Genomic DNA, 16,119 nt, shown 5'->3' on the forward strand with positions numbered 1-16,119 from the left:
ACCTTATGCTATAAACATTAAAATCCTACGGATTTCCTTAAATAATGACATTGCGTGTTCGCTTATGTCGGGTTTAAAATGCAAATGCTGAGCACAGGCTAGTCGCTAGTCGAGATTTGAAATCTCGACTTTAAGAATTGCGGATTTTAAATCCGCAGATAGTTAGTTCCGGATTGCAAATCCGGAACAGCACAATTACAAATCCGGAACAGCAGCAATAACGGCGACTATGTCGGTTTTAGGCTGCAAGTGTCGTGCACAGGTTTTCATTAAATAAACCCGATAGCAGCGAATGCCGATTTTATCGGCAGCAGCGTATAGCGGGACTAACCTAAATTTTAGCAGTCTGTTGATTTTCTAAATTTAAAAACTCGTTAAAATATTTTTCTGACCTACTGTTTCTATTGACAGTTAACCAATTAAACAGTTAAACGATTAACCACAATCAACTTTACAACATTTCAACTTTACAACCTTAAAACATTTCCCTATATTTGTGCAATCCAAGTGCAATGCAAAAGAGAACTCTACTCAGCGGCCAAAAACTTCAAATCACAATTAAGCGACTTTGTCATCAGCTAATTGAGAACCATATCGATTTTAGTAATACTGTTTTAATTGGCATACAGCCAAGAGGAACTTTCTTTGCAGACAGGGTTCACAAAGAGCTGTCTGAAATTTTAAAAACCGACACCATTAAGAAAGGTCATTTAGATATTACTTTTTTTAGGGACGATTTTAGACGCAAAGACGGTTTGGTTACGGCAAGCAGCAATACCATTGATTTTATTATTGAAGGCAAGCAGGTTATTTTAATTGATGACGTGCTTTGGACCGGGCGTACCATACGTGCGGCAATGGATGCGCTTTTGGCTTACGGCCGCCCAGAAAGTGTAGAGTTAATGGCATTAATTGACCGTAGATTTTCGAGGCATTTACCTATAGAAGCTAACTACATTGGCCTACAAGTAGACTCGGTAGATTCGCAAAAAGTGAAGGTAAGCTGGAAAGAAAACGAAGGCGAAGACAAAGTAATTTTATTATCAGATAAGCAGTAAAATGGCAGCAGACAAATTATCAACCCGACATCTTTTAGGCATTAAAGATATTAACCTGAATGATATTGAATTGATTTTCGAAACTGCTGATAATTTTAAGGAAGTGATTAATCGCCCTATTAAAAAGGTGCCTTCTTTAAGAGATATCACTATTGCTAATATCTTTTTCGAAAACTCAACCCGAACTAAATTATCTTTCGAACTGGCCGAGAAAAGACTTTCTGCGGATGTTGTGAACTTCGCTGCATCTTCATCATCAGTAAGTAAAGGCGAAACGCTAATTGATACCGTAAACAACATTTTAGCAATGAAAGTTGATATGGTAGTGATGCGCCATCCTTATGCTGGTGCTGGTCAGTTTTTAAGCAGACACATTAATGCACAAATTGTAAATGCTGGCGATGGTGCTCACGAACATCCAACTCAAGCTTTGCTAGATGCTTTCTCTATACGTGAGAAACTGGGCGATGTGGCCGGTAAAAAAGTGGTAATTGTTGGTGATATCTTGCACTCTCGTGTAGCTATTTCTAATATTCTTTGCTTGCAAAAGCTTGGTGCCGAGGTAATGGTTTGTGGACCTACTACTCTTATCCCGAAACATATTGGCGCACTTGGCGTTAAAGTAGAGCACGATTTAATTAGAGCTTTAAACTGGTGCGATGTGGCAAATATGTTGCGTATTCAACTAGAGCGCATGGATATCAAGTACTTCCCTACGGGTAGAGAATACTCGATGATGTACGGTTTGAACAAGCAGATACTCGACAATTTAGATAAAGAAATTATTGTAATGCACCCAGGTCCTATTAACCGTGGGGTAGAGATTACCAGTGATGTGGCCGATAGCAAACAGTCTATCATTTTAAATCAGGTAGAAAACGGAGTGGCTGTAAGAATGGCTGTGCTTTATCTTTTGGCAAGCCAGAATGATAAATAACAAATGACCCCACAGGAAAAACAATTTGTAGATTATTGGACGGAAAAGCGGAAAAAGTGGAGCTGGAAAAAGCACACTTACCAAACTTTTTTGACTATTGCTTTACCTCTGGCAGTATTAATAGATTTAGTAAATTATTTCATTATTGGCGATACCCAGTACACTTTTTTCACTTTCGCCCATCTATTTACTTTTCTGCTGAACTTAATTTTACTTTCTATTTTAATTATCCTTGGTTCTGGCTTTACCAATTGGAACTATAATGAAGGCAAGTACTGGAGTATTCTGCGTAAAAACGCTAATAAATTGCAGTAGTCATCAAAACTACTATCTCCCTTTTAGCGTAATTTCTTTTCGTTTTAAAATGATTATTCGATTTTAATTTTTCTTCAAAAATTTTTGGCTGTATGATTTCAATCATAAACAGCAGCGTTGTGCTAGGGCTACATTTGAACTAACAAAACGATTATAGAATGAAAAATAAAGTCATTACAACGCTATGTTTATCTGCTGCCATTTTTATTGGCGCCTGTGGTGGTGGAGACCAATCTGCTACCGAAACACAACAAACGGACCAACCTGCTGGCACTACTGCCGAAACTTCTTCTTACGACCCTAAACGTGGCGAAGGTAAATACGACGAGACCAATATGGTTGTTGGCGCACTAGACGCAGCTATGGCTACAAAAGGGGATGGAATTTCTGCCACTAAATGCTTTTCGTGCCACAAAACTACTGATGAGAAATTAGTTGGACCAGGTTGGAAAGGTGTAACCGAACGCAGAACTCCACATTGGATTATGAACTTCATTACTAACCCAGACCCAATGATTGACAAAGACCCTGAGGTACAGGCTCAATTGGAGCTATGCTTAGTTCGTATGCCAAACCAAAATCTTACAGAAGACGAAGCGAGGGCAGTGGTAGAGTTTATGCGCAAAAACGACGGTGCTAAATAATTCGTACAGTTAGAACATCAATTAATTCTTAAATATATGATAAGTAAAAGAATTGCAGTCGGCATATTAGCGGTAGCCGCTTTACAGCTCGGCTCATGTAAACCAAAAGGCGCTGGCAGTGCCGTAAGTGGCGATGCAGCAGCAAAAACCTATGTTGCTCCTGGTAAGTACGATGAGTTTTATAACTTCGTTTCGGGAGGTTTTAGCGGACAATTAAGTGTTTATGGCTTACCAAGCGGTCGTTTGTTACGTGTAATTCCAGTATTTTCTGTAGATCCAGAAAAAGGTTGGGGCTATAGCGAAGAAACAAAACCTATGCTAAACACTTCTCATGGTTTTGTGCCTTGGGACGATTTACACCACGTAGAAATGTCTATGAATAATGGCGTAGCCGATGGAAAATGGGTTTTCGTAAATGGCAACAACACTCCTCGCCTAGCCCGTGTAGATTTAACAACATTCCGTACCGCAGAAATTATTGAGTTACCTAACAGTGCTGGTAATCACAGTTCGCCATTTGGCACAGAAAATTCTGAATATATTGTTGCAGGTACACGTTTTAGCGTTCCAGAAGATGGCGATGCTAGCGACGTGCCAATTGACACTTACAAACAAAATTTCAAAGGTCATATTAGCTTTGTGAGCATCGATAAAAATAATGGAGAAATGAATTTGGCTTTCCAATTGAAAACTCCGGGCATTAATTTCGATTTAGCTCGTGCTGGCAAAGGTAAATCTGCTGGTTGGTTCTTCTTTAGCTGCTACAACTCTGAACAAGCTAACACCTTGTTAGAAGTAAATGCATCGCAAAAAGATAAAGACTTTATCATGGCGGTAAACTGGAAAAAAGCGGAAGAGTATGTGAAAGCTGGCAAAGGCACAAAACAAAAAGTGAAGTATGCGCACAACAAATACAACGAAGAAACGCATACCGCTACTTCTACCATGAAAAATGAAGTGACCGTTTTGGATATTACCCAGTTTCCAGATTTAGTATATTTTATTCCTTGTCCTAAATCACCACACGGCACCGATGTTGATCCTACTGGAGAATTCATTGTTGGCAGTGGTAAATTAGCTGCATTGTTGCCAGTATTTAGTTACGATAAAATTCAAAAAGCCATTGCCGATAAAAATTTTGAGAAAGAAAAATACGCAGGCATACCTGTAATTAAATACGAAGCTGCGCTTTATGGAGAAGTACAAAAACCGGGCTTAGGCCCATTGCACACCGAATTTGACGACAAAGGAAATGCTTATACTTCGTTCTTCGTGTCTTCTGAAATTGTGAAATGGAACATCAAAGATTTAAAAATTATTGACCGTAAACCTACTTACTACTCTGTTGGTCACTTAATGATACCTGGCGGCAACACTAAAAAACCTTTTGGCAAATACTTAGTGGCTTACAACAAAATCACTAAAGACCGTTACCTGCCAACGGGTCCGGAGTTGTCTCAAAGTGCACAGTTGTATGATATCAGTGGCGAAAAAATGGAGATGATTTTAGATTTCCCTACTATCGGCGAGCCGCATTATGCACAAGCTATTCCAGCAGAGCTGATAAAAGATAAACAGGTGAAATTTTACAATATCAATCACAACAAACATCCGTTTGCTACCAAAAGCGAAGCCGAAGCAAGAGTGGAAAGAAAAGGAAACCAAGTGCATGTTTACATGACCTCAATCCGTTCTCACTTTGCTCCTGATAACATTGAGGGTGTAAAACTAGGTGATGAAGTGTATTTCCACGTTACCAACTTAGAGCAAGACTGGGATGTACCACATGGTTTTGGGGTTAAAGGTGCCAACAACGCAGAATTGCTAATTATGCCTGGCGAAACCTTAACCTTGAAATGGGTACCAGACCGTATCGGAATGTTCCCAATTTATTGTACAGATTTCTGTTCTGCATTGCACCAAGAAATGTCTGGCTACGTGAGGGTATCTCCTAAAAATAGTAATGTGCCAATTAAATTTAGCTTAGGCGAAAAACCTAAAGCAGCAAAATAGCAATAAAGCCAAATTAGATAAGTGAAGGCAGTACATGTAAATTGTGCTGCTTTTTTGCGTAAAGGAACATGACCACCAGCTGCTCCAAAACTATTGAGAGTTGCGCATTTCCAATGTATGCCCCCAGCACGATGATGAAAACACGCTAATAGCGAGATAGTTACTGAACGCATAAATGAGTTTTGTATATTTGAGAGTTAGCAAAAATTTTATGAACGATACAATTTGTTACAAAATACAGAATGCTTATATGCTTCCTTACGAAAAAGCCATTGACGAAAAAGCTATGGACTACTATGAAAAGAATAACGAGATAATTGCTTCGTCAAGAATCTATTTTATCTGTAAGTTGAGACTGAATGGGTTTATTATTAAACGGCTCTCTAAACCAGAAGTACTATATATTGGTGAAACATTTGACAAAAAAAATAGATTTAGCCCACATAAAAAATTGCTTAAAGCGACAACTATTGTAAAGAAAAATGAAATTCTTGCGGTATATTTTTTACATATTCGATTTTCATACTTTGGATTAAACCAATTTCAAAATAATCCGCTTGATATTTTTAATGAAATAAAGGACATTTATAATAAGACATCCATAAGATTAGTGGAAAGGTTATTTATTAAATTGTTTAACCCTGTTTTAAATGACAAGCATAATGATGAAAACGTTTTGGAAGATAATTTGGTTAAAAAAAAACTAATTGACAATTTCATTCAATATGTCAATTTAGATGTTGGAATGAATGATAATATTTTCAATTTTATCGGCGGACGAAGAAACGAAAGTCAAGATTTATATACATTTGATTTAACAAATAATGAAATGACATTTGGACATCCTTTAATAGAATAAAAACACCTGCCAGTATAGGCTTGCCAAAATTGGGACTAAAGTATTTCCGCAAATTTCAACCATCAAAACCCAAAAATCACATTTACAAAAACATTTCTTCCCATTCTTGGTATTCTGTTCCAATCTGCGAAAGTGGCGTAATAACGGTTAAAAAGGTTTTCTACGCCAGCTTTTACCACGATTTTCTGCTTTGCTAAATCAAACTGTTTAGAAGTTGCAAAGTTAAAAACTGTGTAGGCAGCCGCCGGAACTTCGCCAAACTCGGCACCGTAGGCAGTTTGTTTTATTGTTCCACTTGCACTTATTTCTGCTATAAAACTTTTATCAGTGTATTTAAAAGCACTACCATAGCTAAATGGCTGTATTTGCGGCAAGTTTAAATTGCCAGAATTACCTCTGCGGTAAGCCATATTCCCCGACCATTGCAAGTGTTCTGTGATGCGATAACCAAGGGACAAACCTGCATTAAATATAGTAGCCACTGGCAACTGCCCGTACATTCTTATGCCACTTGCACCAATGGTCATGGGAATAAAATCAGTTCGGTTAAAGCCGATGATGTAATCGCAAATTCTGAAATAATTCAATTGAGCTTTTACAGAAAAATCAGCTTTGCTAACCGCAGCCGAAGTATTAAATTCCAAAGATTTCTCGTTCGGCATTTCAGGATTGCCAACGTAATCATATTTATCAGCGCTGTTAAACAAATAAAAACCATAACCTTCTGAGACCGATGGCGCTCTCTCGCCGTAACCTGTACCAAAATCAAATTGCCATTTCTCCTTATGGTAACTCATTTTAACAGCCGTATTTTTCAACCATCTCGATTTATTACGCTGCATATCAGGATAAAATATCTTTAAACTTTCGTAGCCAAAATCATCTTTAACTACATTGTGATGTAATGCAGAACCTAGCGAAACTGATGCTGCCCATTGTTTGTTTAGGCTAATTTTATCTTCTAAAAACAGACCTGTATACAAAGTATGAACGCCTGGCCAAGTGAGCATAAACATATCTTTCTCGTTTGGATTATTAGAAAACATTGTCATTTCTGCCAACGATGTATTGTAATGTCCAGACAGGTTAGCCGTCCATTTATGATTGCTTATTTCTCCATTCAATTTAGAGTAAAAACCTCCCGTATTAGTCCAGCCCGGCATATCCATTCTAATGGGTACATCCGGACGTTTGGTATCATCCATTATGTGCGTAACCTTGTTGTAGTATAGTTTAGTCTGCCAATAATCAACTAAGGAAGAACCTACGTGTTTATCATACTGAAGCGAACCAATAAAAGCTTCCGCCTTAGAAACATCCATGGGCAAGGCTGGGTAGCCTACATCTGTTGCTTTGTCGTAAATAAGAGATGCTTTCAGTTGTTGATGTGGGTCTAACTGATATCCTACAGTTGTAGAAAAATTATACTTCGTGAACTGAGAATACAAAACTTCTTTACCGCCACCAGCCTTGTAATTATCGGCATCCCGAAAGGTAAAATCTACATCTGCAAAGAAATTTGCTGAACTATGCTGCAAAGTAGCACCTGCTATTTTTTGAAGATTGGCACTTTCCAAGCCCGAAAAAATACTTCCTGCAAAAGGTTTACCACCAAAACCCGATTGTCTCCTTAATAAATCAATACTTCCTGCAATGGTAGCTCCGTTGACTGCACCTGCTTGCCCACTGTGAATATTGGCCTGACTTAAATTGGTGACTTCCACATAAGAAGTTATCGGGTCCATTTTATCGGTGCAAGCTCCGTAAATTCGCATACCATCTATGGTAACCACAGAACGCTCTGTTGCCATGCCGTTAAGCATTGGCTCCCAAGCATAAGCCCCACGTTTAATCATGTTAACGGCGTTGTTGGTTTCTAAATAGCTATCTAATGAAGATAAAACTTTGATATTTTTATTGATCACACGTTGTTGCCCAATAATGACCACGCTCGAAAGCTGTATTTGTTTTAGGCTATCTGCTGGTTGATTTTGTGCAAAAACGCTGAAGGGCGCTAACAGAAATACGGATGCAAATTTTGAAAATCTGTTCATAAGGAAGAATTTAAGGGTAAGCACTAGAAATAGACATTTCGTCATTGCGAGCTTTGCGAAGCAATCTTAAAGCGAAAACTAGCTAGTGTAGTAAGATTGCTTCGTACCTCGCAATGACGGTTTTCAGAAAAAACTTAAAACTCTACCTCGAAATAGATTGAACTAGCTTCATTTGTGCTGGTAACTTCTTCGCCGTTAACAACGGTGCCCGCTGCATTTGCCAACTGCAAATTGATTTTCCAATAACCCGTCATCGTTAAACTGAGTTTGCCTTGATAGATTTTATTAGTACTATTTTGAGTTAAATGCGCATTATTTGGCGAACCATGGTTTCCCATCCCGGGCATACGTGGGTCTATTTTAACCAAGTAACCATCTACCACAGGAAAAGTCATCATATCCTGCATTTTAAAAACCATTGCCTGCATCTCATTTAATGCAACTTTAGGTGTGGTTGGTGTTACCATTGCAATAACGTATCGAGTATTATCTGTCCCCATAAACGAAACCAAATTTCGCTTTGCAGCTGCAGTGACATCTATTTTTGAGCTAGCAGTAAAAGTAGTGCTTCCAATAGTGTAGTCAAATTGCAGTTCCCAATATTCTGAAGTGTTGCCTGCCATTTGGAAAACAATGTAACCTTGGTATAAAGTATTTTTATCGGCAACTTTAGTTATGGCAGAATACGGACAAGCGTGTTGCATACTCATCATATGCATTAGCGGTTTCCAAGTCAGTTGAGCATTGTTAATCAAGCTACCATCAGCATTTGCGAGCTGAAGATAAATTTTGTTATAGCCAGTTTGCAGCTTACCATTTTCGGTATAAATTTTAATATTATGCGAACCGCTGGCGATAGTTTTTACCAAGGTTAGGTTTGCCGTTTCTACAGTATAATCTATCGGACTATCTTTTTTACAAGACATAGCAAGGAGTATCAGCATAAAAATGCTGGTGTATTTTAGAAAATTCATGATTGTTTTTTTAAGCGATTAAATACAATAGCATTCGATACGAAGTGACAGAATGCATTAATTAAATGAAAATCAGCTTAAAATTTGAGGAGGTTTATCATTCCTAAAATAGTACAGATAAGCGTAGTGGTTTTTTGGAAACACTGTGGCTGCAATAGTAATTTGACTTACAAATACCATAGGAAAGTCTTCGCTGCAATTAATTTGATGGCACAAAAAGACTTCTTGCTGCAAGTTTAACAACACCTTTTCGGCTTGTTCTTTCTGCTGCTCTTTTACCATTTTAGAAAGTTGGCATTTACCATTACATTTTAATGCCGGTTTTTCTATGTTCTCACAAAACAGTGAAATGAAACCATCAGTATTCAGCATGTAAAATGTATGCAAAGCGCTGTTTTTCGTGATGCAAAACATCATCACAAAAAGCAAAAGCAAAGCAACTATTCTACGTAAAACCGACATCCTGACAAATTGATTTTAGTTTACTGGGACAAATCTAGGGGATGATTTTGATGCTCTTTATGACTGAAATCATAAAGCTTTATGATTGTGCCCGATACCTTTGCTAGTACCTATTACTTACCTAGAATAGTAAAATTTCGTGGAGCTATCCGATAGCTAGGCAGCTTCATCTTTAAAAACAAAATGTTATGCTAGTGAAAAATAACACCATTACTCCTCTTTCAAAATCGCTGCTAATTATTGCGGCTGTTTTTCTTATCATCTCTCTATTTGTTCCAATTTGGAGTATTTACTTAGATGCGCCTCAGTATCCCGAAGGTTTAAGTTTGAAGATTTGGGCCAATAAAATAGCTGGCGATGTAGATATCATTAATGGTTTGAACCACTACATAGGTATGAAAACGCTGCATACTGAAGATTTTATAGAATTTACCCTGCTACCCTACATCATTAGCGCCTATGCTTTATTGTTTCTCTTTGCTGCTAAAGTAGCAAAGAAAAAGTTCCTCTATTTTGTACTAGCCGCATTTATTGTATTCGGCATTGCCGCCATGGTAGATTTCTGGCTATGGGAGTACGATTATGGTCACAATTTAGACCCCAATGCAGCTATAAAAGTACCAGGAATGGCTTATCAACCTCCGTTAATTGGCTTTAAACAATTGTTGAATTTCGGAGCATACTCTATTCCAAATATTGGTGGTTGGTTGTTTGTGGGAGCTGGTTTATTACTCGTTGCTGCGTCTTATATCGAAATTAAAAAAGCTCGTAAATAATATGAAAACATTTGTAGCAATCTTCGCCATCGTTCTGTTTTTCAGCTCTTGTGGAAATAGCGGACCAGAACCTATCAATTACAATAAAGACGCTTGCGATTTCTGTAAGATGTCTATCTCGGAAAGTCGCTTTGCTGCCGAATTAATTACGGTTAAAGGTAGAGCTTATAAATTTGACGACCTACAGTGTTTGCTCCAATACGATGCGGCAAATAAAGAAGTAGCAGTGAAAAGCTATTACGTTGGCAGCTTTTTGGAGGATGGCAAACTTATAGATGCAGCCACTGCATTTTTTGTGAAACATGAAAGTGTACGTAGTCCGATGGGCGGAAATACCGCTGCATTTGCTACGCAGAAAACCGCCGCAGATTACGCTAGTGAGAACCAAGCAGAAATTATAGAGTGGAAAGATTTAGCTAAAGCAGCACCAGCAGAAGGGAATTCTCACCATGGACATTCGCATTAATTATCGCATTACTTTTATTATTGCTTTCTTTCTATTTATTGCAACTGAAAATAGCTTTGCAAAAACCATTCATGTAGGTAAAGGAAAGGCATTTACTAGCATAAGAAAAGCCTTATCTGTTGCACAAAGTGGAGATACTATTATTGTGAATGCTGGCGTTTACAAAGAAGGAAACATCATTATTGATAAACCTTTACACTTTGTAGGAAAAGATTATCCGATACTAGATGGCGAACTTAAACATGAAATTATCTCGATAAAGAGTGATAATGTTAGCGTCAGTGGTTTTCGCATCCAGAACTCTGGCAGAACTGCAATGAGCGACCCAGGCGGCATAAAAGTTTACGACGCGAAAAACGTAACCATTGAAAAGAACATTTTAACCAACAATTATTTCGGAATTTATCTCCAGTACGCCGCAAATTGCATCATCAAAAACAACGTTATCAAGGCTTCGCAAAAAGAAGAAAACCAATCTGGTAATGGTGTACATTGCTGGAAAAGTGACAGCTTGCAGATTATTGGCAACAAGATAGAAGGGCATCGCGACGGCATTTATTTCGAATTCGTTACCCACTCGGTCATTTGGAGAAACATCGCAAAAAACAACCTTCGCTATGGCTTGCACTTCATGTTTTCGCACAACAATGCCTACATCACGAACTATTTTAAACACAACGGCGCTGGCGTGGCGGTAATGTTTACCAAAAAAGTAGTGATGATAAACAACACCTTCGAAGAAAACTGGGGCGATGCAACTTATGGCGTACTATTCAAAGAACTATCTGATTGCTACCTGTCGGGAAATCGTTTCATTAAAAACACAACCGGCATATATTTCGATGGCAGCAACCGCATTACCGCCGAACGTAATTTGTTTAAAGGCAACGGTTGGGGCATGCGAATGCAAGCAAATTGCGTAGACATCACCATATCGCACAACAACTTTATGGGCAACACCTTCGATGTTACCACCAACGGTTCGCTTACCCTTAACCAGTTTTTCGAAAACTACTGGGATAAGTACGAAGGTTACGATTTAGACAAAGATAAAATTGGCGATGTGCCTTATCATCCGCTGAGTTTGTATGCGGTAATTGTAGAGAAAAATCCGCCAGCAATGTTACTTTACCGCAGCTTTATGATTAGCCTTTTAGATAAATCTGAAAAAGTACTGCCCAGCTTAACACCCGAAAATTTCGTTGACAATAAACCTAGAATGAGTCCTTATAATTTATGATTGAGATAAAGAACATAACGAAGAATTTTGGAAAGTTGAAGGCTTTGAATGGCTTAAACTTGGAGCTGAACAAAGGAGAATGTATTGCGTTGATTGGTCCGAATGGCTGTGGAAAAACTACTCTCATTAAATCTATTTTGGGTATGGTTTTACCAAGTAGCGGCGAGATTTTGTTTAACGGCAAAAGCATCAAAAACGACAACGATTACCGACGCCACATTGGCTATATGCCGCAAATTGGTCGTTATCCAGAAAATATGACCATTGGTCAGGTAATTGACATGATTAAAGGTATCCGCAACAGCAACCAAGTTTTAGACCACGACCTATACGAGCATTTCAATATTGAAAAAATGCTCGATAAAAAAATGCGGACCTTAAGTGGTGGCACAACGCAGAAAGTGAGTGCTACCTTGGCATTTTTGTTTAAACCACAAGTACTCATTTTAGATGAACCTACAGCCGGATTAGACCCAATTGCTGCCGAAATACTAAAAGCAAAAATTATTGATGCGAAAGAGCGAGGCTGCTTAATCCTCATTACTTCGCACTTATTAAGTGAATTGGAAGATATTGTAAGCCAGATAATTTTCATGCAGGAAGGGAATTTAATTCTTCACAAAAATGCGGAAGAACTGAAAGCTAGGACTGGTCAGCAAACCATTGCCCGCTCTATTGTTCACCTCCTTAAAACCGAAACGTTATGATGCGAATTTTAAAATACGTAGCACTCGATATCATCAAGAATAAAATCATTATTGCCTACGCCATTATGCTTGCACTTTTTTCTTGGAGCGCTTTTGGCTTGGAAGATAACGCTGCAAAAGGTTTGTTAACCGTATTAAATATCGTATTGCTTACAGTGCCATTAATGTCGGTTTTGTTTGCAACTATTTACGTTTACAACAGCAGCGAGTTTATCGAATTATTGTTAAGCCATCCCATTAAGCGAAGCAAAATCTGGAAGGCACTTTTCATTGGTTTATCACTAAGTATGGTGGCGGCTTATGTCTTTGGTGCTGGAATTCCCTTGTTCATTTTTGCTGAATGGGATATTGCGCTAATGACCATTGCCGTAGGTTCTCTCCTATCGGTGATATTTGTAGCCATCGCGTTTTTGAGCAGCATCATCACTAGAGACAAAGCCAAAGGTATTGGTACATCAATTATGTTATGGTTGTATTTTGCTTTGTTATTCGATGGATTGGTATTGTTTCTCTTCTTCCAATTTGCCGATTATCCAATCGAGAAAGCTGTGGTTTTTCTAAGTGCATTAAGTCCAATTGATTTATCAAGGATTTTAATTCTACTGAAATTAGATGTTTCTGCCATGCTGGGTTACACCGGAGCAGTCTTTAAAAACTCTTTCGGCAGCGACTGGGGTTTGGTTTTGTCATTTGCGCTACTCGCATTTTGGGCATTGGTACCATTTTATCTCTCACTCAGAAAATTTAAAAGCAAAGATTTGTAATTATTTGAACCACATAGAAACATAGATTTTTAAGTCTAAGCTATCTTAATAACCAACCAAATCTATAACATGAAACAAGATATTTCAACCAAAGAAGACATAGAATTGATTGTTACATCATTTTATGATAAAGTGAAAACTGACGAAACCATTGGTTTTTTCTTTTCGGATGTAATCAAAATTGATTGGGATAAACACCTGCCCAAAATGTGTGCTTTTTGGGAAAACGTATTGCTATTTACTGGCGAATATGAAGGAAATCCTATAGTAACACATCGTAAGCTAAACCAAAAATATGCTACTACAAACCAACATTTTAATAAGTGGATGGAGCTTTTTTACGAAACAGTTGACGAACTTTTTGCAGGTGCGAACGCAGAAAAGATGAAAGCACATTCTAAATCTATCGCTACAGTAATGATGCAGAAATTATAAAAACTTTTTGCTGTGGTTGGCATCCTCGCCAACCTGTAACTATATTTATTAGTGTTGGCGGGGACGCCAACACTAGGAGGTAATCAATCCTGCAAATCCAGAAAATCCTTAAATCCTGATAAATGAACCACCACCTACTCCTCATCATCCACCTCATTTGCGCCACAGTTTGGGTTGGCGGACATTTATACATCGCCATCCGTGTTTTGCCGAAAACTTTAAAATCTAAAGACTGCACTGAACTTTTAGCAATGGAAAAAAGCTACGAACCTTTAGGAATGAGTGCCCTGGCTTTATTAATAATCACTGGAATTTGGATGACGCTACAATTTGGAATTTCGTTAGACCAATGGTTTTCGTTCTCCAATCCGATAGAAAAAGTAACCTCGACAAGCTATTACTACTTTTCAGCACCTTTCTGTTAGCCATTAGTGCACAAACTAGGGTGGTACCAAAACTTAAACGCAACCCTAAAAAGCTAATTGAAATGGCGTTACATATTATTGCAGTAACGCTAATTGGCGTAACAATGTTGGTGTTGGGTTCCTTTGTTAGATACGGAGGAATTTAATCCAGAGATTTTCGTTGAGTAACCTTTGCTACAAACATTCCAGCGGCACCGAGCAGTAAGACAACAGCTGCGCCAAAAAGCAATTCGTTAATCATGGGAACAGCGATGTAAGCAAAAGATGCCACACCTTGTATACCTAAAAACAATTCGTTCAGGAGAACCCCAAACATGAAAACAAAAGCCATCAGCTTTGCTGTTTTTGAAGGTTGAATTACCTTTTGTTCAAATAAAAACCCTAAAAGGAAAAGCGAATAAACGCCCAACAATACCAAGTGCAAATAAGCAATTACAATGGGTCTAAAACCAAAAACCAACTGACTTAAGGAAGGCACCACAGAAACGGCTTGCAAAGCAAATTTGAGCGTTAAAGCTAGTGCCACAACATAAAAAAACCATTTAAACCAAGCAGCAGATTTGGCTTTAGGCTTAAAATATTTGAATAACCGCATCAACAAAAACAACCAGGTAATCAACTGTAAAAATGTGGCCAATACCGTAATGATATATAACCAGTTAGGAAGCTGAGCCCATAGAATAGAAAGAAAAAAAGTGGGGATTACGGTTGCCGCAAATACATTAAAATTTTTATTTAACGATGGAAAATTTGCTGGCAAGTAATTCACCATGATAGCCATACTACCAAAGAAAAACCAACCACTGTACTGAAAATGCAAATAATAGTAAACAGAACCCAAGTAATAATTATGGTCGATATTTTTCGTAGCCATCATGTAAGCGAGGAACAACGGACCTACAGCAGACACCACATTTAAAAGCAAACCCACTATAGACCACCGTTTTGCAGGATGTGGTTTAGGCAAACACTTCAAATCTTTAATAAAAACAATGGCAAAAGCCACCGCTATGACAATAGATAGTGTAGAAAATGAAATGGAAATCGCTTTGTAGCCTTGTATGGTAAACGCAATCAACATCCCAAAAGAGGCAATTAGGTTCCAGGCCATCAACCAGTGGTACTTTTTACGCTTCAGCTCGCTTAGGTATGGAAAGCCAATCCACATCAGACCTGCGTATAAAACTTGGCTGATCCAACCGCTAAAAGCAAAGTGAGAATGGGCGTGCAATAAGTTCTTTTGGTCAAAAAATGGAAAATCGAATGCAATTTTATAGCGCATCGTTACGCCATAGAGTGCAACAATGGCTAAATTTAACAAACCCCAACCCAACCACTTTTTAATACTGCCGTCCATTAATGATAATAAAGTTTATGGTTGATAATTTTCACTTTCCCATCTTTACTCATTCTGGTGAGAGTTCGTATCACGGTTTCTACCCTTAAGCCAGTAAAATCTGCTATTTGCTGCCTGGTGTAAGGCAATGGTTCGTTTGGGCAATCGCTAAAATTAGCTTTATTGTTGTTTAAGAACTGTGCTATTTTTTCTTCTGGAGTTTGCTGTACCCAAACCTGCACCGCCGAAGCTTTTTTATAGATACGTTCGGCAAAAGTGTACATCATTCTTTCTAAATACTCCGGATAATCGTGAATAATACTTAGGTAATGTTCCTTCCTAATTTTTACCAGCACACCATCTGTATTTGCCTGTGCCGTACTCGGATAAACTTTACCCAACAACAACGGAGGTTCGCCAAAACTTTCACCAGCTTTAAAAACTCCCTGTATCAGTTCTTTTCCTTCGGCATTGGTAGAAAACATACGCACATCGCCAGAAACCAGCTGATAATAGTAATAGGGCATGGTGTCTTCATAGAAAAGAAAATCGCCTTTGGCAAATTTTCTGGCTACACCTCCATAGGTAATTAAAATATCGTAATCGATGTGCATAAGGATGATTTTTTGAGATTGTTATTTTAAGACTTACGAA

18 protein-coding genes are annotated in these 16,119 nt (G+C 38.2%); 13 read left to right on the forward strand and 5 right to left on the reverse strand.

Translation table 11 applies throughout. The annotated features are described in order from the left end of the window. Window positions 1-512: 512 nt before the first annotated feature. The 6 genes from pyrR to REI64_RS18015 all read left to right on the forward strand — a co-directional run bounded on the left by pyrR (window position 513) and on the right by REI64_RS18015 (window position 5,826). Complete coding sequence (gene pyrR / locus REI64_RS17990; protein WP_308851539.1) at window positions 513-1,058, forward strand: bifunctional pyr operon transcriptional regulator/uracil phosphoribosyltransferase PyrR; 546 nt, start codon at window positions 513-515, stop codon at window positions 1,056-1,058. Window position 1,059: 1 nt separating this feature from the next. Beyond that, window positions 1,060-1,995, forward strand: coding sequence for an aspartate carbamoyltransferase catalytic subunit (locus REI64_RS17995; RefSeq protein ID WP_308851540.1), 936 nt, complete (start codon window positions 1,060-1,062; stop codon window positions 1,993-1,995). Between the two features lie 3 nt (window positions 1,996-1,998). Continuing rightward, window positions 1,999-2,310: a hypothetical protein gene (locus REI64_RS18000; protein WP_308851541.1), complete on the forward strand. Its 312-nt coding sequence runs from the start codon at window positions 1,999-2,001 to the stop codon at window positions 2,308-2,310. A 158-nt stretch (window positions 2,311-2,468) separates the two neighbouring features. Further along, window positions 2,469-2,954 carry a c-type cytochrome gene (locus REI64_RS18005; protein WP_308851542.1) on the forward strand — a complete coding sequence of 162 codons (486 nt, stop codon included), beginning with the start codon at window positions 2,469-2,471 and terminating at the stop codon, window positions 2,952-2,954. A 36-nt stretch (window positions 2,955-2,990) separates the two neighbouring features. Then, on the forward strand, window positions 2,991-4,967 hold the full coding sequence (gene nosZ / locus REI64_RS18010) for a Sec-dependent nitrous-oxide reductase (RefSeq protein ID WP_308851543.1): 1,977 nt from the start codon (window positions 2,991-2,993) through the stop codon (window positions 4,965-4,967). 211 nt (window positions 4,968-5,178) lie between these two features. Continuing rightward, window positions 5,179-5,826, forward strand: a complete 648-nt coding sequence (locus REI64_RS18015; RefSeq protein ID WP_308851544.1) for a hypothetical protein — start codon at window positions 5,179-5,181, stop codon at window positions 5,824-5,826. A 62-nt stretch (window positions 5,827-5,888) separates the two neighbouring features. Here REI64_RS18015 and REI64_RS18020 read toward each other — a convergent pair whose 3' ends face one another. From REI64_RS18020 to REI64_RS18030, 3 genes are all read right to left on the reverse strand, one after another. Then, entirely contained in the window at window positions 5,889-7,880 is a 1,992-nt protein-coding gene (locus tag REI64_RS18020; RefSeq protein ID WP_308851545.1) for a TonB-dependent receptor, read from the reverse strand. 134 nt (window positions 7,881-8,014) lie between these two features. Continuing rightward, complete coding sequence (locus tag REI64_RS18025) at window positions 8,015-8,854, reverse strand: hypothetical protein (protein WP_308851546.1); 840 nt, start codon at window positions 8,852-8,854, stop codon at window positions 8,015-8,017. 72 nt (window positions 8,855-8,926) lie between these two features. Then, on the reverse strand, window positions 8,927-9,316 hold the full coding sequence (locus REI64_RS18030) for a hypothetical protein (RefSeq protein WP_308851547.1): 390 nt from the start codon (window positions 9,314-9,316) through the stop codon (window positions 8,927-8,929). Between the two features lie 188 nt (window positions 9,317-9,504). Between REI64_RS18030 and REI64_RS18035 the strand changes: the two genes are divergently transcribed. The 7 genes from REI64_RS18035 to REI64_RS18065 all read left to right on the forward strand — a co-directional run bounded on the left by REI64_RS18035 (window position 9,505) and on the right by REI64_RS18065 (window position 14,129). After that, on the forward strand, window positions 9,505-10,092 hold the full coding sequence (locus REI64_RS18035) for a hypothetical protein (RefSeq protein ID WP_308851548.1): 588 nt from the start codon (window positions 9,505-9,507) through the stop codon (window positions 10,090-10,092). A gap of 1 nt (window position 10,093) precedes the next feature. After that, window positions 10,094-10,558 (forward strand): nitrous oxide reductase accessory protein NosL, encoded by a 465-nt coding sequence (locus REI64_RS18040; protein ID WP_308851549.1) that lies wholly within the window; start codon window positions 10,094-10,096, stop codon window positions 10,556-10,558. Then, window positions 10,542-11,798, forward strand: coding sequence for a nitrous oxide reductase family maturation protein NosD (locus tag REI64_RS18045; protein ID WP_308851550.1), 1,257 nt, complete (start codon window positions 10,542-10,544; stop codon window positions 11,796-11,798). Before REI64_RS18040 ends, REI64_RS18045 begins: the two co-directional genes overlap by 17 nt. After that, the gene (locus REI64_RS18050) at window positions 11,795-12,505 is read left to right on the forward strand and encodes an ABC transporter ATP-binding protein (protein WP_308851551.1); all 711 of its coding nucleotides are present in this window, start codon (window positions 11,795-11,797) and stop codon (window positions 12,503-12,505) included. The genes REI64_RS18045 and REI64_RS18050 overlap by 4 nt, the downstream gene beginning before the upstream one ends. Beyond that, window positions 12,502-13,269 carry an ABC transporter permease subunit gene (locus REI64_RS18055; protein ID WP_308851552.1) on the forward strand — a complete coding sequence of 256 codons (768 nt, stop codon included), beginning with the start codon at window positions 12,502-12,504 and terminating at the stop codon, window positions 13,267-13,269. Before REI64_RS18050 ends, REI64_RS18055 begins: the two co-directional genes overlap by 4 nt. Before the next feature lie 69 nt (window positions 13,270-13,338). Next, window positions 13,339-13,704 carry a group III truncated hemoglobin gene (locus tag REI64_RS18060; RefSeq protein ID WP_308851553.1) on the forward strand — a complete coding sequence of 122 codons (366 nt, stop codon included), beginning with the start codon at window positions 13,339-13,341 and terminating at the stop codon, window positions 13,702-13,704. Window positions 13,705-13,826: 122 nt separating this feature from the next. Beyond that, window positions 13,827-14,129, forward strand: a complete 303-nt coding sequence (locus tag REI64_RS18065) for a hypothetical protein (protein ID WP_308851554.1) — start codon at window positions 13,827-13,829, stop codon at window positions 14,127-14,129. 142 nt (window positions 14,130-14,271) lie between these two features. On the opposite strand, the gene REI64_RS18070 is transcribed toward REI64_RS18065, so the two are convergent. Beyond that, entirely contained in the window at window positions 14,272-15,486 is a 1,215-nt protein-coding gene (locus REI64_RS18070; protein ID WP_308851555.1) for a hypothetical protein, read from the reverse strand. Beyond that, on the reverse strand, window positions 15,486-16,079 hold the full coding sequence (locus REI64_RS18075; RefSeq protein WP_308851556.1) for a Crp/Fnr family transcriptional regulator: 594 nt from the start codon (window positions 16,077-16,079) through the stop codon (window positions 15,486-15,488). The genes REI64_RS18070 and REI64_RS18075 overlap by 1 nt, the downstream gene beginning before the upstream one ends. Between the last annotated feature and the right edge of the window lie 40 nt (window positions 16,080-16,119).

Origin of the sequence: Pedobacter sp. (assembly GCF_031119335.1) — a bacterium.
GTDB lineage: Bacteria > Bacteroidota > Bacteroidia > Sphingobacteriales > Sphingobacteriaceae > Pedobacter.